The organism is Bradyrhizobium sp. CIAT3101 (genome assembly GCF_029714945.1).
GTDB lineage: Bacteria > Pseudomonadota > Alphaproteobacteria > Rhizobiales > Xanthobacteraceae > Bradyrhizobium.
In genome coordinates this window covers 1148511-1166089 of sequence record NZ_CP121634.1, presented here as the reverse complement: position 1 = coordinate 1166089, position 17579 = coordinate 1148511, and the positions used below count along the sequence as shown (strand labels likewise).

Here is a 17579-nt window from a genome sequence, read left to right as displayed (position 1 = left end):
GGGAATTTTCGATGTTCATGCTCAAGTCGATTGCGGCTCGCCTGATTCTCACGATCGCGCTCACCGTTGCGGTGGCCTGCGCCATCCTCTCCGGCTTCTCGATCACCCAGCAGCGGGCGCTGACACGGATGGCGCTCGATCAGCAGCTCAAGCTGCAATATGAGAGCGTCATCGCAGCGATCGACTATGAGGGACGTTCGGCCCTGGCGGTCTCCGCCGTGATCGCGGCACTCCCGCCGGTTGGAGATGCCATCGCCAAGGGCGACCGCGACAGCCTGGGCACGCTGCTCGGCGACGCCAACAAGGCGCTGAAGGCGCAGGGCATCCCCCTGATCACCTTCCAGCTGCCGCCGGCGACCTCGTTCTATCGCGTCCACGCGCCCAAGACCTTCGGCGACGACGTCTCCGCGCGCCGCGCCACCGTGGTCGAGGCGCTCAAGACCGGCCGGCAGATCGTCGGCGTCGAGCCGGGCCGCGAGGCGCTCGGCATCTTCGGCCTGACGCCGATCGTGCGCGACGGCAAGAACCTCGCCAATGTCGACGTCGGCGCCGCCTTCGGCAAGGAATTCGTCGACCGCGCCAAGAAGCGTTTCGGCATCGACCTGGCGGTCTATTCGGTCGACGGCGCATCGCTGAACAAGCTGTCCTCGACCTTCGGCGAGAACGCCGTCGCCAAGCCGGACGAGCTGAGAGCCGTGATCAGCGGCGCGCCGCTGCTGCGCGAGGCCGAGCTCGACGGCCACCCGGCCGAGGTCTATGCCGGGCCGATCAAGAACTACGCAGGCCAGCCGGTCGGCGTGCTCGAGATCATCAAGGACACCACCGAATACGAGGCCGCTTTCGCCGCCTCCGAACGCAATCTGATCCTCGGCACGGTCGCAATCCTTGCCGCCGCAATTCTGCTGGCGTTCCTGCTCGGGCGCGGATTGTCGCGGCCGCTCATCGCGATCACCGCGGTCATGAACAAGCTGTCGAGCGGCGACACCAGCGTCAACATTCCCGGCAGCGAGCGGGCGGACGAGCTCGGCACCATGGCCAAGGCGGTCGAAATGTTCCGCCAGGGCATGCTCGAAACGGGCGCGCTGCGCGAGGCGCAGGAGGCCGACAAGGCCAAGGCCGCGATCGAGAAGCAGGCCCTGCAGCGCCAGATGGCCGACCGCTTCGAGGCCGACGTCAAGGGCGTGGTCGCCGCGGTCGCCAAGGCGACCGAGGGCATGCAGCATGTCGCGGGCGAAATCACCTCCAGCGTCAACGGCACCTCGCAACGCGCATCCGCCGCGGCGACCGCGTCGGAGGAAGCCTCCACCAGCGTCAACGCGGTCGCGGCCGCGACCGAGGAGCTAGCCTCCTCCGTCACCGAGATCGGCCGCCAGGTCACCCATTCCAGCCAGGTCGCGAGCGGCGCGGTGGTCAAGGCCACCGAGACGACGGAGATGGTCACGAGCCTTGCTGCCTCCGCCGAGCGGATCGGCGACGTGCTGCGGCTGATCAGCGAGATCGCGAGCCAGACCAATCTGCTGGCGCTGAACGCCACGATCGAGGCGGCCCGCGCCGGCGAGGCCGGCCGCGGCTTTGCCGTGGTCGCCTCCGAGGTGAAGGAGCTGGCGAGCCAGACCGCGAAAGCGACTGATGAGATCGCCACCCAGGTCAATGCGATCCAGGCCGCGACCGGCAATTGCGTCACCGCGATCTCCGACATCAGCGGCACCATCCGCGAGATCAGCGGCATCGCCACCACGATCGCCGCCGCCGTCGAGGAGCAGGGCTCGGCGACGCGCGAGATCGCCCGCAGCGTGCAGCAGGCCTCCACCGGCACCACCGAAGTCTCGGCCAACGTCGCCGGCGCAAGCCAGGCCGCGGACCAGTCGCGGGCGCTGGCCGGCAATGTCATGGTCGCCTCAGGCGAGCTCGGCCAGCACGCGACCGCGCTGATGAAGAGCGTCGATACGTTCCTGGCGGGGCTGCGCGCGGCCTAAGGGTTGCGTCTTGGGTTAGGACGGTCGAGCCGCGGGCTGGCTCACCTCTCCCGCTTGCGGGAGAGGTCGCGCCGAAGGCGCGGGTGAGGGTTCTCTCCTCTTGGAGTTCTCGCGCCAGGAGATACCCCCACCCCACCCCTCCCCCGCAAGCGGGAGAGGGAGCGCACCTGTTTCGGAGCGACGAAGTCTACGCCACCAGCGCCGTTTCCCCGTCAACCCGCGCTGCGCCGCCAGCAGGCTGATGATCTCTGCATTGGGCCGGGCCTTGCTAAACAGAAAAACCCTGGCCCGCGTCGCAGCCCCTCGGTGCGGAGGCAGCTCAGTTCGGCTTCGGTCTCGACGCCCTCGGCGGTGATGAAAAGCGTCGATACGTTCCTGGCGAGACTGCGCGCGGCATAAGGGCTGCGATCTGTTTGACTTAAATCAAGTCTGGCGCAGCACGCCTGCCTCCGAATAGGCTGTTGACGGCCGCGCCAGGGCGCCGCCGCACAGCACGGAGATGGTCATGAGGTTCTCGAACTCTCTGCAGACTACCGTTCTCGCCGCGGCCGGTGCCCTGCTCGTCACAAGCGCCCAGGCGGGCCCGATGCCGACATCCGTGGCGACGATCAAAGCGATGGTCGATCCCGTGACCACCGAAGTACGCTGGGGTTACGGCTACCGCGGCGGCTACGGCTATCGTGGTGGCTATGGCTATCGTGGCGGCCTGGCCTATCGCGGCTACGGTTATCGTGGCTATGGCTATCGCGGCTACGGCTACCGCCGCCTCGGTTACGGGGTCGCCGGCGCCGTCGTCGGCGCTGGGATCGCGAGCGCTTACTACGGAGGCCATGGAAGCTATTACGGCGGCTATTACGGCGGCGACCCTGGCGGCGGCTATTCCGCCTACGGCTATCCTTCCGGATACGGCTATGGCGGCGGCTACCACTATGTCGACGACTCCTGCATGCCGTCCGGTCCCTACTCGGGCTACTAGAAGCCTATCTGCCGATAGGCTAGGCCACCAGTGCGGTGTCGCCATCGATCCCGCGCTGCGCCGCCAGCAGGCTGATGATCTCGGCATTGGGCCGGGCCTTGCTGAATAGAAAACCCTGGCCTTCGTCGCAGCCCTCGGTGCGGAGGCAGCTCAGCTCGGCTTCGGTCTCGACGCCCTCGGCGGTGATGATGACGCCGAGGCCTTTGCCGAGGCTGACGATGGAGCGGATGATCGCCTGCGCCTCGCGATTGGCGCCGAGATCGCGGACGAAGGACTGGTCGATCTTGATCTTGTCGAACGGAAAGCTGCGCAGATAGCTGAGGCTGGAATAGCCGGTGCCGAAATCGTCCATCGAGATGCGGACGCCGAGCGCGCGCAGCGCATGCAGCGTCGCCAGCACCTGCGCGCTCTTCTCCAGCAGCAGCGTCTCGGTGATCTCGAGCTCGAGGCGACGCGGCGGCAGGCCGGAATGCTTCAGCGCGTCCGTGACCATCGACAGCAGATTGCCGCTGCGGAACTGGAGCGGCGACAGATTGACGGCGACGCGGACGTCGTCCGGCCAGGTCGCGGCATCGAGGCAGGCGCGGCGCAGCATCAGACCGCCGAGCGGATTGATCAGACCGGTCTCTTCCGCGACCGGAATGAACTCGGCCGGCGAGACCATGCCGCGCTCGGCATGCGGCCAGCGCACCAGCGCCTCGAAGCCGGTGATGCGGCCACTCTGGAGATCGACCAGCGGCTGGTAATACGGGCGCAGCACGTCGTTCTGGATCGCGTCGCGCAGCTCGACCTCGATCTTGCGGCGGCTCTGCGCTTTTGCATCTAACGCGGCCTCGAAGAAGGCGAAGGTGCCGCGCGCGTCGGACTTGGCCCGCGACAGCGCCATGTCGGCGCTCTTGAGCAGCTTTTCGGACTCGTCACCGTCGCCGGGCGCCATCGCGATGCCGATGGAGGCGCCGATCACCACCGAATGACCGTCGAGCAGATAGGGATCGGCGATGGCTTCGAGCAGGCGCTTTGCCAGGCCCACCGCGTCCTCGGGCCGGGTCAGGCCGCTCTGCACGATCGCGAACTCGTCGGAGTTCAGCCGCGCCAGCGCGTCCTCGTCGCGCAAGGTCGAACGCAGCCGCTTGGCGACACCGCGCAGCAGCTTGTCGCCGACGGCGTGTCCGAGCGTGTCGTTGACCGCCTTGAAATTGTCGAGCCCGAGCATCAGCACCGCGACCTTCTCGGGACTGCGCCGCGAATGCTGCAACATCTCGTCCATGGTCTGGCGCAACAGATTGCGGTTGGGCAGGCCGGTCAGCCCGTCATGCTGGGCCATGAAGGCAAGCCGCGCTTCGGCGCGCTTGCGCTCGGTGATGTCCATCAGCGCGAGCAGCACGGCGGGCCGTTCGTCATAGCTCAGTTCGCGGGAATAGATCGCGAGATCGATCAGCGCGCCGTCGGCCTTGACGTGCTTCCAGGTGCGCGCGGCCTGCTCGTCGCTGGAGCGGTCGGTGGTCCAGGGCGGCTCGCTGTCGAAGGCCTGCAGTGAGCGGATCTTCAGCTTCTCGAACTCGGCGCGGCTATAGCCGTAATGCGCGATCGCGGCGTCGTTGACGCCGAGAATGCGCTCGTCGTCGAGCGCGCAGACGATCATGGGAACGGGATTGCCGTCGAACAGCAAGCGGAACGAAGCCTCGCGCTGCTTCAATTCGGTGATGTCGACGCGCAGGCCGACGACACCGCCATCGTCGGTGCGGCGCTCCTCGATCAGGATGACGCGGCCATCGGACAGCGTCTGCTCATGGCGCTTGCCGGGCTCGTGGAGCTTCTTCAGCCGCTCGGCGATCCATTCGTCCTCGTGGCCGGCCGCTTCCGGATAATCGCCGCGGGCGACGCCGACCCGCAGCGTGTCTTCGAGGCGCGCGCCTTCGGCGAACAGATCGGCGGTCCTGCTGTAGATCTCGGAATATTGCTTGTTCCAGAGGACGTAGCGGCCTTCGGGATCGAGGATCACGATGCCCTGCGGCAGCAGGTCGACGGCCTGGCGCAGCCGTTCATGCGATTTGCGCGCTTCGATGATGGCGGCTTCGGCTTCCGCACGGCTCTGCACGAGCTGGTCGCGCTCGGCGGGCGGATGAGGCGCGCGCGCAAATCGCGGCTTGCGCGGCTGTCCGCCGCCCCTGGCAAGCACGTTGCGCTTTCGCTTTCCTGTTTTTTTGGACCCCAAACTCAACTTCACACGTCCTAGCCGCGCCCAGCGGACGCAAGTCTTGCTCCAAGTGTCTGAAAGAAAAGTAATCTTGCGTGGTCTCGTCCTCCGACGACGCGCCTTGCAGCAGCCGGACGGCGGAGCGTTTTGCCTGTTTGCGAGGCGCAATCGGCGCCGGCGGCGCGTCGAACCAGCTTGCTCGTCGCGATCGTCGAGAGCGGAGATGCAAAAACGCGCAGTCTCCATGAATCAATTCCGGAATGCAGGCCGCTTGCATGCAGGAGCCAGGTGCATCTCGTTCCGCGCACGAATTTTGGTCAATGCAGGATAGAGTTATCGCGCCGTTAAGAATCGCGCCGCCGCAGCGGAAATTTGCGACTTTCGCACGATGTCCCCGCTGCGCTCGATGGAGCGCTCATCCGAAATATGGCTCTTGGTGTTGCCCACGCGAACAGGGCCGCTACCGCTGTAAAGACGTTGTGAGGCGCCGTCCCGCCGAGAGCCTCATCCTTAACCCCGACGCAGGCTTGGGTTATAAGAACGTCAGCATGAGTCCCCGCCGAATCGCCCCTCTCCTGCTGATGATGACGCTGCTGGCCGCCGGCGGCGCGCTGGCCCAGGACAAGGGCAGCGTGAACGCAAAACCGTTGCCGCCGCTCGCCAATCCGAACGATCCGCATCTCGGCGCCAAAGAGCTGTTCGCGCGAAAACTGCTGCCCTCGACAGGACCGGCGCATGTCATCGGCTCCTACGTGAAGGGCTGCATCGGCGGCGCCCAGCAGATGCCGCTCAACGGCGACAATTGGCAGGTGATGCGGCTGTCGCGTAACCGCAACTACGGTCATCCCGATATGATCGCGCTGATCAAGCGCCTGGCTGCCAGGGCGCACAAGGACGCGGGCTGGCCGGGCATTCTGGTCGGCGACATCGGCCAGCCACGCGGCGGGCCGGCGCTGTCAGGTCATGCCAGCCATCAGATCGGGCTGGATGCCGACATCTGGCTGACGCCGATGCCGGACCGTCGGCTATCGCGCGAGGAGCGCGAGGAGATGTCGGCGGTGATGATGGTGCGCGAGGACCGGCTCGACATCGATCCGAAAGTGTTCACGCCGGCCCACGTGCTGGTGCTGCGCGATGCGGCGCAGGAACCGGCGGTGCAGCGCATCTTCGTCAATCCCGCGATCAAGAAGGCGCTCTGCCGTGAAGCCAAGGGCGACCGCTCGTGGCTGTCGAAGATCCGGCCGTGGTGGGGCCACGACTATCATTTCCACATCCGCATGCGCTGCCCGGCGGGATCAGGCGAATGCGAGGGCCAGCCGTCGCAATCCGAGGACGAAGGCTGCAAGCCCTCCGATTTCGCCTATTGGTTCAGCGAGGGCGTGCTGCATCCGAAGCCGCCGCCGGAGCCGCCGAAGCCAAAACCGCCGATGACGCTGGCCCAGATGCCGGCGGCCTGCAAAGCGGTGCTGCGCGCGGGTGATGCGAAGCCATAGGGCACACTGCCGCTCCATTTTCGGTTGTCGTCCCCGCGAAGGCGGGGACCCATAACCACAGGGAGGAGTGTGGGACATCGCTCACACTCCGGGTCTTCGTCAAACATCTCCCTGTGGGTATGGATCCCGGATCTGCGCTTCGTTTCGCTGCGCTTGTCCGGGATGACGAGGAGAGGAGCATGCGCTAGGATCGTCCTGCCGCGCGGCCGTAAGCCCGCGGCATTCCGGGATGCGCATCCCGTTCGCCGACAAAACCTGACTGCAAGCTGCGCCCACGCGCGGCCAACGATGAGATTTGACATGCGCGTCCTCGCTCTTCTTGCCGTGCTCTCGATCAGCGCGACCTCCGCTCTCGCGGCGGAGGAGCCCAGCGGCTGCGACAAGTTCAAATGGCCGATCGAGCGCGACCGCGCCGCGCTGACCGCGCCGGACCGCGCCAAGCTCGCCTCGGGAGCCGAACAGGCCGCGGTCCCGGCATCGGCGATCACGCTGGGCCTGGTCGCGCCCCAGGAGGCAAAGCTGCCGACGCCGCCGGAGCGGGCGCCGAAGGACGGCACCTTTGCCGGCTTCACCAGCATCAAGGCGGCCAAGGCCGGGCTCTACACCATCAGCCTGTCCTCCGGCGCCTGGGTCGATCTGGTCCAGGACGGGCATTTCCTCAAGCCGGTGGCCTTCAGCGGCGCCACCGATTGCGACGGCATCCGCAAAACCATGAAATACGAGCTCTCGGACAAGCCGTTCGTGCTCCAGGTCAGCGGCGCCAAGGACAATTCGCTGTCGATTTCGATCCTGCCGGCGCAATAAGCGGGATGTTATTGTTTGCGCATGATCTTTTCGGAAAACCGCGACACACTTTTCCGGATCATGCGTTGGACAAAGGGTCGCCTTTGACCTGAAGCCCCGGCCTGCTATCTTCGCAGCTGCGATATCCCCGTCGGCCGTAAGCCGTTGCGGGGACACGTGGAACAGCGCTTCCGCCGGTCGCGACCTGAACCCACCCAACGCCAGATTTGCGCGTGCGTTTGCGCGCGCGGGCTCGCACGGAGCGCCATCCATGTATCGTATTGCCGGACTTTTCACCGCCTTCGTGATGCTCGCGGGCGCGAGCCTCTCGCCCGCCGCCGCCGAGGACAAGACCATCACGGTCTTCGCCGCCGCGTCGATGAAGAATGCGCTCGACGAGGTCAACGCCGCCTACACCGCCAAGACCGGCGTCAAGTTTTCCGTGAGCTATGCCGCGAGCTCGGTCCTGGCAAAACAGATCGAGCAGGGCGCGCCGGCCGACGTGTTCGTCTCGGCCGACACCGACTGGATGGACTACGCCGCCTCCAAGAAGACCATCAACGAGCCTTCCCGCGTGAACCTGCTCGGCAACAGCATCGTGCTGATCGCGCCGAAGGATTCCAAAATCGACAACGTCACCATCGCGCAGGGTTTCGACCTCGCAAAACTCGCCGGCGACGGCAAGATCGCGACCGGCGACGTCAAGTCGGTGCCGGTCGGCAAATACGCCAAGGCGGCGCTGGAGAAGCTCGGCGCCTGGACCGCCGCAGAGCCGAAATTCGCCATGGCCGAGAGCGTGCGCGCTGCGCTGACGCTGGTCGCCCGTGGTGAAGCCAACCTCGGCATCGTCTATTCCACCGACGCCAAGGTCGAGCCCGGCGTCAAGATCGTCGGCACCTTCCCGGCGGATTCGCATCCCGCGATCATCTATCCGGTTGCGGCGACCACGACCGCGAAGCCCGAGACCAACGACTATCTCGCCTTCCTGCGTACCTCGGCCGCCAAGACCATCCTGGAAAAATACGGCTTTAAGTTCCTGATCAGCCCGACCACTTGATCTTCGCGATCTGATATTACGACTTAATGCTCGACATCTCTCCCGCCGAATGGACGGCGATCCTGCTCTCGCTCAGGGTCGCCGTCATCGCAACGCTAGTGGCAACGCCGTTCGGCATTGCGCTGGCGTGGCTGCTTGCCCGCAAGGATTTCTGGGGCAAGTCGGTGCTAGATGCCGTCGTGCATCTGCCGCTGGTGCTGCCGCCCGTCGTCACCGGCTATCTGCTGCTGCTCACTTTCGGCCGCCGCGGCCTGGTCGGCGGCTTTCTCGCCGATCATCTCGGCATCGTCTTCGCCTTCCGCTGGACCGGTGCGGCGCTCGCCTGCGGCGTGATGTCGTTTCCGCTGCTGGTGCGCCCGATGCGGCTGTCGATCGAGGCGATCGACAGCCGGCTCGAACAGGCCGCCGAGACGCTCGGTGCGGCGCCCTTCAAGGTGTTCTTCACGGTGACGCTGCCCTTGGCCCTGCCCGGCGTGCTCGCCGGCATGGTGCTCGGCTTCGCCAAGGCGATCGGCGAGTTCGGCGCGACCATCACCTTCGTCTCCAACATTCCCGGCGAGACCCAGACCATCTCGTCCGCGATCTACTCACTGATCCAGACGCCGGATGGCGACGCCGCCGCGGCACGACTCGTGATGATCTCGGTCGGGCTCGCGATCGGCGCGCTGATCGCCGCCGAATGGTTCGCCCGCCGCGCCACGCAGCGCCTGCACGGGAACTGACCATGCTGCGCGTCGATGTCGAAAAACAGCTCGGTGAATTTTCGCTTCAGGCGTCGTTCTCAAGCGAAGGCCGCGTCACCGGCCTGTTCGGCGCATCCGGCGCCGGCAAGAGCTCGCTGATCAACATGATCGCAGGCCTGCTGCGGCCCGATCGCGGCACCATCGTGATCGACGGCGAGACCGTCGACGACAGCGCCGCCGGCATTCATGTGCCGACCTATCGCCGCCGCATCGGCTACGTGTTCCAGGATGCGCGGCTGTTTCCGCATCTCAACGTCGCGCAGAATCTCGACTATGGCCGGCGGATGAACCGCCTCGCGGCCGATCCGGCGCAGCACAAGCGCGTCGTCGAGCTGCTCGACATCGGTGCCCTGCTTGACCGCCGCCCCGGAAAACTCTCCGGCGGCGAACGCCAGCGCGTCGCGCTCGGCCGCGCATTGTTGTCGAAGCCGCGGCTGCTGCTGCTCGACGAGCCGCTCGGCGCGCTCGACGAGGCCCGCAAGCTCGAGATTTTGCCCTATCTGGTCCGCCTGCGCGACGAGGCCAATGTGCCCATGGTCTATGTCAGCCACGACGTCGCCGAGCTGCGCCAGCTCGCAACGCAGATCGTGATGCTGAGGCAGGGCCGCGTCACGTCGTTCGGCGGGGTGAAGGTGCTGACGTAGCAACTCCGTCGTCGTCCTTACGACGGCTTTCGTAGGGTGGGCAAAGGCGCCCTTGCGCCGTGCCCACCAACTCTCTCGATCGCAAGAAATGCGTGGGCACGCTTCGCTTTGCCCACCCTACGGCAGCCACAGCAGCGTCAGACCCCCGCCACCGACGTCCAGATCTCCGCGAGCTTCTTCCGCAACGCCTGCCTGCGCGTCAGCGGCGGTGGCGTTTCGTCGTCTTCCGGCAGGCGGAGGCCGACGACGTTGACGCGGCCGCCGGAGATGCTGCGCGCGACGAGCACGATCTCGCCGAGCGCGAGCTCGGCGCCTTCCTTCGGCGCGCGATCGAGATGAACGTCGAAATAGTCGGCCAGCGTCAGCTTGCTGTCGTCGTCGCTTGCCGTCACGCCGTAGATCTCGGCAAGCTCGGCGAGCGTGTGCTCGCCGGAGACCATGAAGTCGCCGAGCAGATGCGGATCGGGCGCCGAGCTTGGTTGCATATCGACGAAGAAGCGGTCGAGCGCCTCGGCCTTTTCCGGCGGTGCCAGCAGATAGATGTAATCGCCGGGCTCGATCGGCTCGGCTTCCACGGGCGTCAGAATGCTCTCCTTGCGGATCACCAGGGTCGGCTTGGACCAGGAGGGGATCAGGCCGCGGCGGAAATACAGGCTCTTCGGCCGCACCGGATAGCCGACCAGCTGCTGTTCGAGCTGGCCGGGCAGATCCAGTTCGACGCGGCGCGGGCCGCGCTCGGCGCGCGGCAGCGCCACATGCAGCTTGCGCGCGGCGGGCGCCAGCGTCCAGCCCTGCAGCAGGAGCGAAATGATCACGACGACGAAGGCGACGTCGAAATAGAGATAGGCCTTTGACAGGCCGACCAGCATCGGGATCGAGGCCAGGAAGATCGCGACCGCACCGCGCAGGCCCGTCCAGGCGATGAAGATCTTTTCGCGCCAGTTGAAGCGGAACGGGGCGAGGCACACGAACACCGCGATCGGCCGCGCCACCAGCATCAGGACGAAGGAGATACCGATCGCGGGCAGCACGCTGGAGCCGAGCCGGCTCGGTGACACCAGCAGGCCCAGCAGCACGAACATCACGATCTGCGCCAGCCAGGTCGCGGCATCGAGAAACGCCACCACCGAATTGTGCGCGCGCGTCGGCCGGTTGCCGATGATGATGCCCGCGAGATAGACGGCGAGGAAGCCCGAGGCGTGCATGATCTGCGAGCCGCCGAAGATCACGAGCGCGGCCGTGGTGACGAACGGCGCGTGCAGGCCCTGCGGAAGCGCGACCTTGTTGAGCCCGATGACGACGAGACGTCCGCCGATCACGCCGACGATGGCGCCGAGAGCCGCCTCCTGGACAAACTCCATCACCACATGGCCGGGCGAGCTCGAGCCCAGCGAGATGTATTCGACCAGCATCAAGGTGAGGAAGATGGCGAAGGGATCGTTGGTGCCGGATTCGGCTTCCAGCGTCGCACCGACTCGCGGGCGCAGGCGCAGGCCCTGGGTATGCACCAGCAGGAACACCGCGGCGGCGTCGGTCGAGGCCACGACGGCGCCGACCAGCAGCGACTCGGCCCAGTTGAGATCGAGCGCGAATTTCGCGAACGGCGCGGTGATCAGCGCGGTCAGCAGCACGCCGACGGTCGCGAGCACCACAGAGGGCGCGAGCACGGTGCGGATGCTGGCGAAACGCGTCTTCAGGCCGCCGTCGAACAGGATCAGGGCCAGCGCCACCGAACCGACCAGATAGGTGGTGCCGACGTCGTTGAACTGGAGCTGGCCGGGACCTGAATCACCCGCCAGCATGCCGATCGCGAGGAAGACCAGCAGCAGCGGCGCGCCGAAGCGCAGCGCGAGCAGGCTCGAGAGGATACCGGCCATGACGAGGACGGCGCCGAGCAGAATGGCGATGCTGAAAGAGTCGAGGGAGGCCATCCACCTTCCGGGTTCAAATCGCTGGAATTGCATCCTTATCGTCGCCGTACCGGCGCGCCAACCCATTTTCTCCCGCTCGCGGCAATCTGCCCGTATTTTGCGGCCTTAACGCGCTTCACTTCGCGGTGTATCGATGGCCGGGCCGCTTCCTTTGTGGGATTCTGCGGCACTTTCGAATCAAATCCTCGCCCGACGAGACCTGTCCCGACGCGACCTTTCCAACGAGACTTGCCCGATGGACCTCAAAGACTTCATGGAGTTCGTGCAGACCACCGCGCGCAGCGTCGGGGCGGAAATCGCCTCGCCATGGTTCTACCTGCAGTTCGGGCTCATGCTGGCGGCGGCCGGGATCGCCTATGCGGCGGAAGCCGCCATTCGCAACCGGGTCGACATCACCTCGCTGGCGATGCGCTGGCCGCTGCCGCTTCGCCAGTTCGCCCGCGTGATGGTCGCGAGCGGCTCGACGGCGGTGTTCACCCTGCTCGTGATCATCTCCCGCATCGTGATGTATCACGCGACCTGGCCGAGCCGCAGCTACCTCCTGATGGTCGCCGCCAAGCTGGGGCTGGCCTGGCTCGCGATCCGGCTCGTGACCTCGGTGCTGCGCAACGCCTTCTTCGTCAAGCTGGTGTCGGTTGCGGCTTGGTTCTTCGCCGCACTGTCCATCCTCGGCCAGCTCGATACCACGGTCGAGCTGCTCGACTCCTACGCCATCGTGCTCGGCGGGTTGCGCTTGACGCCGCTGCTGGTGATCAAGGCCGGCGCGCTCCTGATCATCGCGCTCTGGCTCACCAACATCGCCAGCAATTTCGCCGAGAGCAAGATCAACGCGACGACCGACCTGACGCCGTCGGTCCAGGTGCTGCTGGTCAAGATCATCCGCATCGGGCTGCTTGCGATCGCGATCGTGATCGCGCTCGGTGCGGTCGGCATCGACCTCTCCGCGCTTGCGGTGTTCTCCGGCGCGGTCGGCGTCGGCATCGGTATCGGCCTGCAGAAGATCGTCGCCAATTTCATCTCCGGAATCATCCTGCTCGCCGACAAATCGGTGAAGCCGGGCGACCTCGTCACCATCGGCGACAACACCGGGCGCATCAGCGCGATGAAGACGCGCTATATTTCCGTGGCCGCCGGCGATGGCCGCGAGTTCCTGGTGCCGAACGAGGATCTGGTGACACAGAAGGTCGTCAACTGGACCTATACCGACAAGAACACGCTGGTGAAGATCATCTTCGGCACCAACTACGACGCCGATCCCAGGCTGGTCTGCAGGCTCGCGATCGAGACCGCGGCCGCCCATCCGCGCGCGCAGAAGGGCAAGCCGCCGAACTGCATCCTGACCGAGTTCGCCGAAGCCGGCATGAAGTTCTCGCTGACCCTCTGGCTCGCGGACCCCGACGGCATGGACAACGTCAAAAGCGACGTGATGCTGTCGCTATGGGACGCCTTCAAGCGCGAGGGCATTCGGGTTCCCTACCCGGTCCGCGAAATCCGCGTCCGTGGCGGGGCGCTGCCGGTCGAAGCCACCGTAGAAGTCCCGAATTGAGACCGCTTTCGGGCACATGGCGGGTGGGCCCCTTGTTTTGACGCGCTTTCTTCATGCGAGCCAGGACCCACTTCGCCCGAAAACGCTCCAGCCAAGCTTGCGCGAAGGCCCGCAATCATTAAATTAGGGCCTCAAATCAAGCCCTTCCGCCCTGTTCCAGAAGATAGCGCCCGCATGAGCTACGTCGAAGCCACCGATACCTCCCTGCGCAAGACCGGACAGATCAAGCTGCATGGGCCGGCCGCCTTTGCCGGCATGCGCAAGGCGGGTGCCCTGGTGGCGAAATGCCTCGACGAGCTCACCGACATCGTCGGCCCCGGCGTTGCGACCGACCGCATCGACGAGTTCGTCCGCGAGTTCGCCTTCAGCCATGGCGCCTATCCGGCGACGCTGATGTATCGCGGCTATCGCTACTCGACCTGCACCTCGCTCAACCACGTGGTCTGCCACGGCATGCCCGGCGACCGTCCGCTGAAGGAAGGCGACATCGTCAACATCGACGTCACCTTCATCGTCGACGGCTGGTACGGCGATTCCAGCCGGATGTATGCGGTCGGCCCGATCGCACGCAAGGCGGAGCGGCTGATCGAAGTGACCTATGAAGCCATGATGCGCGGCATCGCCGCCGTGAAGCCCGGCGCCACCACCGGCGACATCGGCCACGCCATCCAGAGTTTCGTCGAGCCGCAGGGCATGAGCGTGGTGCGCGATTTCTGCGGCCATGGCCTCGGGCGCATGTTCCACGACGAGCCGAACATCATCCATATCGGCCGGCCCGGCGAAGGCGTGCAGCTCAAGCCCGGCATGTTCTTCACCATCGAGCCGATGATCAATCTCGGCAAGCCGCATGTGAAGATCCTCTCCGACGGCTGGACCGCAGTCACCCGCGACCGCTCGCTCTCGGCACAGTTCGAGCACTCGGTCGGCGTCACCGCCACCGGCGTCGAGATCTTCACGCTGTCGGAGCGGCACGGCGAGAAGCAGATCGCCTGATCTACCGGCCTCGCGCCGTCAGTCCAGCGTGAAAAATTCGGCGCCTTCGATCGCGTAGTGCGCGAACAGAAAATCCCTGATGTTGACGATGCTGCCGTTCTTCCAGTCGAGGAGCACGAAGTAGCGCGGCGGGCCTGACAGATCCTGCGGATCGAACATGATGATCGCAGGGCGCCGGTCGACGAATCCGGGAACGCAGCGCCAGGGGCTGGTCTGCGCATAACGCCCGAAATACTCGGCGACGTCGTGGCGGCCGGTACGGCGTGTCCTGTTGACCATCTCCAGCCGCACGTCGTCGGCCAGCATGTCGCGCAAGGAATCGAAGTCGCGGGCGTTGAAGCGCTCGACATAATGCATCAGGCGGGCGCGCTCCGCCGTCTCCAGTTCGGGAGGCCTGATGTCGTCGGGTTCGTTCGCGAGCTCGCGGAGGCGGACGCGACCGCGTTGCAAGGCGCCCTTGGTGGCGGGAATGCTGCCGCCCATGATGGTGCAGACCTCGTCGACGGAATAGCCGAGCACGTCTCGCAGGATCACCGCACTCCGCTGCGACACCGGCAGCCGCATGAAGGTCTGCAAGCTCGCAGCCACGATCTGGCGGTCGTTCACGGGGCTGGTCAAAGCGGCGATCATGTCCAGATCTTCATCGGAGTGAGCAGCGTTGTAGCGCGCGCGCCGGCGCAAGAAATCCAGCGCGGCATTGTGGGCGATGCGGAACAGCCAGCCTTCCGGATTGTCGAGCGACTCAGTCCGCGGTACCGCCTCGACGGCCTTGAGCAGCGCCTCCTGAAGCACGTCCTCGCCGTCGACGACCGAGCCCGTCATGCGCGCGCAATAGCGATGCAGCTGCGGCCGCATCTCCACTGCCAGGCGGTCGAGGGCTTGCTGGGCGGTCTCCCGGACCGCCCCCGAGTTGTTGCTGGTCACATCGTCGGTCAAGCAGGCTCTCCCCGTCGCCGACAGGCGTGATACGTCAATCGGAATCGAGATACCACCCACTGAGGGTCAGGCATGATTGACCTCGACGACCTCGCACAGGATCGTCTCGGCCTTCGCGATCGCGGCAAGGCGCTGGATGTACGGCGCGAATTTCGGATCCTTGCGGAAACTCTCGATATCGCCGGCGCTGCGCCATTGCGAGTAATTGATGGCGCGGCCGCCTTCCTTGCTGGCATGGACGCTGGAGGAGATGAATCCGGGCTGCTTGCTGAAGAAGGTCTCGGTACCTTCCTTCAGGAGCTGGACCAGCTTCTGCTGGTTGTCCGGCTCGACCGTGAAGACGTTGACGAGGGTGGCGACGTCGCTGCCGGTGCGAATGGTGGCTTCCATTTTCGAACTCCTGTTCTGGCTGTAGGACGGGACGCTTTGAGCGGCCAACAGGACGCCGGCACTGATGCCGGTGGCAACGACCGCACGACGCGATGGCGTGGCTTTGATCTCTGACATCGATGTTCTCCCTTGAGGAAACCCTGCTGGCCGCTCGACGAGGCCCACAGCGCTAGAGACGAACGAGGAGGTGCAAAGGAAACGGTTAGCCGCAAATTTTTTTCAGCCGAGTGCGACGGTTCCGGCGGCGCTCCTCCGGAGGGCCGCGCCATCCCGCCCCCACCTGCGCGACACGATCAGAAACCACGGGGCTGATTGTCGCCATCTTCAAAGCCTGATCTTGCCATCCTGTTTCCCGATGACGATCTCTCGTCAAGCAGACAGGAGAGACGGAGTGAGCACATCGACGCGCCGCGGCTTTCTCGGGTTTGTGTCGGCCAGCGCCGCGGGCCTGTTGCCCGGCCGCGCGGACGCTGCCCCCGTTGCCGCGGACGCCCAGCCCGCCTGCATCCTGACGCCGCAGGCGGAGGAAGGGCCGTTCTATTCCGACCCGAAACTCGTGCGATCCGACATCGCCGAGGGCAGGCCCGGGGTGCCGCTAACCTTGCGGCTGCGGGTGATCGATGCCGGATCGTGCACGGCGATCCACGACGCACGGATCGACATCTGGCACTGCGACGCGAAGGGGCTCTATTCGGCCTTCGCCGGCCAGAGCGACAACCACAATGTCGATGCGACCGGCCAGACGTTCCTGCGCGGCACGCAAACGACCGACGGCGCCGGCTGGGTGACGTTCAACACCATCTATCCCGGCTGGTATGACGGCCGCACCACCCACATTCATTTCAAGGTTTTTCTCCGCGACCGGACCGTGCTGACCGGGCAGACCTTCCTGCCGGATGCGCTCAACGAGTTCATCTATACCAACGTCCCCGATTACGGCGGCCGCGCACGGCAGCGCATGGTGATCAATGCCAACGACCACGTCATCGAGCGCTCTGATCCCGAGCATCGCGCCTTCTGCGCGGTGAAGGAGGAGCGCGACCGTTATGTCGCGACGCTGACGCTCGGCGTCGACCGCCGCGCGGAGGCGACGGTCGGCCGTGCAGGCCCGCCGCCACCGCCGCCCGGCATGCACGGCGGACCGCCACCGGGGCCGCCGCCCGGAGGCCAGGGCGGCCCCATGTTCGGACGCCCGATCGGGGACCGGCTGGCTGCGCTGGTGCCGGGGTTGAAGCGCGACCGTTGAACGATCGTTGCCGCTCCGCGCGATCTTTGCTAGGCAGGGCGCGCCGAAAAAGGCATGGCCGGATTGGTAAGCCCGGCCTGTTCCTGATTGTCCAGGAATTCTGCCACCGTCTTCACGGGTGGACCCACGGCCGGACAGAGTGACGCGATCGTCACGCTGACCGGCGTGTCGTGTCACCGTGTCAACCCGGCCGCCGCCTCAGCCTGGATCTCGCCTCGTCCGTTCATTCACCTTGAACGGAGACAGACCCATGCGACTGCAACATCTCAACCTGGCGACGTCGGACGTGGCGGCCCTTTCCGCCTTCTTCGAGCGCTTCTTCGGCTTCACGCTCTACGCGGGGCGCGGCGACGCGCTCGTCGTCCTGCGCAACAAGGAGGATTTCGTCCTCACCGTGATGCGCGGCAAGACAGGCGAGACGGCCGACTATCCCGCCAACTTCCACATCGGGTTCTATTATGACGAAGCGAGCGAGGTCGAGGCCAAGCACGCCGAGCTTGCGGCCGCAGGCCTGAACCCAAGCCGGATCGCCTTCATGGATCGCGGCGGCGGTGCGCGCGTGCCGCATTTCTACTGCAACGCGCCGGGCGACGTGCTGGTCGAAATCTGCACCCCGCCGGGCGGCCTGACGGCGTAGGCTGGATGGCGCCTCCTGCGGGCGGCAGCGA

Annotated in this window: 15 protein-coding genes; 11 read left to right on the top strand and 4 right to left on the bottom strand. The window is 65.8% G+C overall.

Going from position 1 to position 17579, the window contains the following annotated elements; translation table 11 throughout:
• Nucleotides 1-11: 11 nt before the first annotated feature.
• Nucleotides 12-1976, top strand: coding sequence for a methyl-accepting chemotaxis protein (locus QA645_RS05260; RefSeq protein ID WP_283048673.1), 1965 nt, complete (start codon nucleotides 12-14; stop codon nucleotides 1974-1976).
• A 505-nt stretch (nucleotides 1977-2481) separates the two neighbouring features.
• Complete coding sequence (locus QA645_RS05255) at nucleotides 2482-2952, top strand: hypothetical protein (RefSeq protein WP_283048671.1); 471 nt, start codon at nucleotides 2482-2484, stop codon at nucleotides 2950-2952.
• A gap of 19 nt (nucleotides 2953-2971) precedes the next feature.
• On the opposite strand, the gene QA645_RS05250 is transcribed toward QA645_RS05255, so the two are convergent.
• Nucleotides 2972-5131 (bottom strand): EAL domain-containing protein, encoded by a 2160-nt coding sequence (locus QA645_RS05250; RefSeq protein WP_283048669.1) that lies wholly within the window; start codon nucleotides 5129-5131, stop codon nucleotides 2972-2974.
• A 566-nt stretch (nucleotides 5132-5697) separates the two neighbouring features.
• Between QA645_RS05250 and mepA the strand changes: the two genes are divergently transcribed.
• The 5 genes from mepA to modC all read left to right on the top strand — a co-directional run bounded on the left by mepA (nucleotide 5698) and on the right by modC (nucleotide 9869).
• Nucleotides 5698-6642: a penicillin-insensitive murein endopeptidase gene (mepA, locus tag QA645_RS05245; RefSeq protein WP_283048667.1), complete on the top strand. Its 945-nt coding sequence runs from the start codon at nucleotides 5698-5700 to the stop codon at nucleotides 6640-6642.
• 300 nt (nucleotides 6643-6942) lie between these two features.
• A complete protein-coding gene (locus QA645_RS05240) occupies nucleotides 6943-7446 on the top strand; it encodes a hypothetical protein (RefSeq protein ID WP_283048665.1) in 504 nt (167 codons plus the stop codon).
• Between the two features lie 250 nt (nucleotides 7447-7696).
• Nucleotides 7697-8482, top strand: a complete 786-nt coding sequence (gene modA / locus QA645_RS05235) for a molybdate ABC transporter substrate-binding protein (protein WP_283048663.1) — start codon at nucleotides 7697-7699, stop codon at nucleotides 8480-8482.
• Between the two features lie 26 nt (nucleotides 8483-8508).
• Nucleotides 8509-9204: a molybdate ABC transporter permease subunit gene (gene modB / locus QA645_RS05230; protein ID WP_283048661.1), complete on the top strand. Its 696-nt coding sequence runs from the start codon at nucleotides 8509-8511 to the stop codon at nucleotides 9202-9204.
• A 2-nt stretch (nucleotides 9205-9206) separates the two neighbouring features.
• A complete protein-coding gene (gene modC / locus QA645_RS05225) occupies nucleotides 9207-9869 on the top strand; it encodes a molybdenum ABC transporter ATP-binding protein (protein WP_254127965.1) in 663 nt (220 codons plus the stop codon).
• A gap of 137 nt (nucleotides 9870-10006) precedes the next feature.
• On the opposite strand, the gene QA645_RS05220 is transcribed toward modC, so the two are convergent.
• Nucleotides 10007-11800 carry a potassium/proton antiporter gene (locus tag QA645_RS05220; protein ID WP_283048658.1) on the bottom strand — a complete coding sequence of 598 codons (1794 nt, stop codon included), beginning with the start codon at nucleotides 11798-11800 and terminating at the stop codon, nucleotides 10007-10009.
• Between the two features lie 235 nt (nucleotides 11801-12035).
• Here QA645_RS05220 and QA645_RS05215 point away from each other — a divergent pair, with 235 nt between their 5' ends.
• The gene (locus tag QA645_RS05215; RefSeq protein WP_283048657.1) at nucleotides 12036-13346 is read left to right on the top strand and encodes a mechanosensitive ion channel domain-containing protein; all 1311 of its coding nucleotides are present in this window, start codon (nucleotides 12036-12038) and stop codon (nucleotides 13344-13346) included.
• Nucleotides 13347-13520: 174 nt separating this feature from the next.
• Nucleotides 13521-14339: a type I methionyl aminopeptidase gene (gene map / locus QA645_RS05210; RefSeq protein ID WP_283048655.1), complete on the top strand. Its 819-nt coding sequence runs from the start codon at nucleotides 13521-13523 to the stop codon at nucleotides 14337-14339.
• A gap of 18 nt (nucleotides 14340-14357) precedes the next feature.
• Here the strand turns inward: map and QA645_RS05205 are convergent, their stop codons facing one another.
• Together QA645_RS05205 and QA645_RS05200 are read right to left on the bottom strand one after the other, a co-directional pair.
• Complete coding sequence (locus tag QA645_RS05205) at nucleotides 14358-15194, bottom strand: sigma-70 family RNA polymerase sigma factor (RefSeq protein WP_283053087.1); 837 nt, start codon at nucleotides 15192-15194, stop codon at nucleotides 14358-14360.
• Nucleotides 15195-15341: 147 nt separating this feature from the next.
• On the bottom strand, nucleotides 15342-15782 hold the full coding sequence (locus QA645_RS05200) for an antibiotic biosynthesis monooxygenase family protein (RefSeq protein ID WP_283048653.1): 441 nt from the start codon (nucleotides 15780-15782) through the stop codon (nucleotides 15342-15344).
• 274 nt (nucleotides 15783-16056) lie between these two features.
• Here QA645_RS05200 and QA645_RS05195 point away from each other — a divergent pair, with 274 nt between their 5' ends.
• Entirely contained in the window at nucleotides 16057-16911 is an 855-nt protein-coding gene (locus QA645_RS05195; protein ID WP_283048651.1) for an intradiol ring-cleavage dioxygenase, read from the top strand.
• Nucleotides 16912-17161: 250 nt separating this feature from the next.
• A complete protein-coding gene (locus QA645_RS05190; protein WP_283048649.1) occupies nucleotides 17162-17548 on the top strand; it encodes a VOC family protein in 387 nt (128 codons plus the stop codon).
• Nucleotides 17549-17579 lie beyond the last annotated feature (31 nt).

Coding starts and splice junctions, on each gene's coding strand:
- QA645_RS05260 (WP_283048673.1), top strand. CDS start 12: ATGTTCATGCTCAAGTCGATTGCGGCTCGCCTGATTCTCACGATCGCG.
- QA645_RS05255 (WP_283048671.1), top strand. CDS start 2,482: ATGAGGTTCTCGAACTCTCTGCAGACTACCGTTCTCGCCGCGGCCGGT.
- mepA (WP_283048667.1), top strand. CDS start 5,698: ATGAGTCCCCGCCGAATCGCCCCTCTCCTGCTGATGATGACGCTGCTG.
- QA645_RS05240 (WP_283048665.1), top strand. CDS start 6,943: ATGCGCGTCCTCGCTCTTCTTGCCGTGCTCTCGATCAGCGCGACCTCC.
- modA (WP_283048663.1), top strand. CDS start 7,697: ATGTATCGTATTGCCGGACTTTTCACCGCCTTCGTGATGCTCGCGGGC.
- modB (WP_283048661.1), top strand. CDS start 8,509: ATGCTCGACATCTCTCCCGCCGAATGGACGGCGATCCTGCTCTCGCTC.
- modC (WP_254127965.1), top strand. CDS start 9,207: ATGCTGCGCGTCGATGTCGAAAAACAGCTCGGTGAATTTTCGCTTCAG.
- QA645_RS05220 (WP_283048658.1), bottom strand. CDS start 11,800: ATGGCCTCCCTCGACTCTTTCAGCATCGCCATTCTGCTCGGCGCCGTC.
- QA645_RS05215 (WP_283048657.1), top strand. CDS start 12,036: ATGGACCTCAAAGACTTCATGGAGTTCGTGCAGACCACCGCGCGCAGC.
- map (WP_283048655.1), top strand. CDS start 13,521: ATGAGCTACGTCGAAGCCACCGATACCTCCCTGCGCAAGACCGGACAG.
- QA645_RS05205 (WP_283053087.1), bottom strand. CDS start 15,194: ATGCGGCCGCAGCTGCATCGCTATTGCGCGCGCATGACGGGCTCGGTC.
- QA645_RS05200 (WP_283048653.1), bottom strand. CDS start 15,782: ATGTCAGAGATCAAAGCCACGCCATCGCGTCGTGCGGTCGTTGCCACC.
- QA645_RS05190 (WP_283048649.1), top strand. CDS start 17,162: ATGCGACTGCAACATCTCAACCTGGCGACGTCGGACGTGGCGGCCCTT.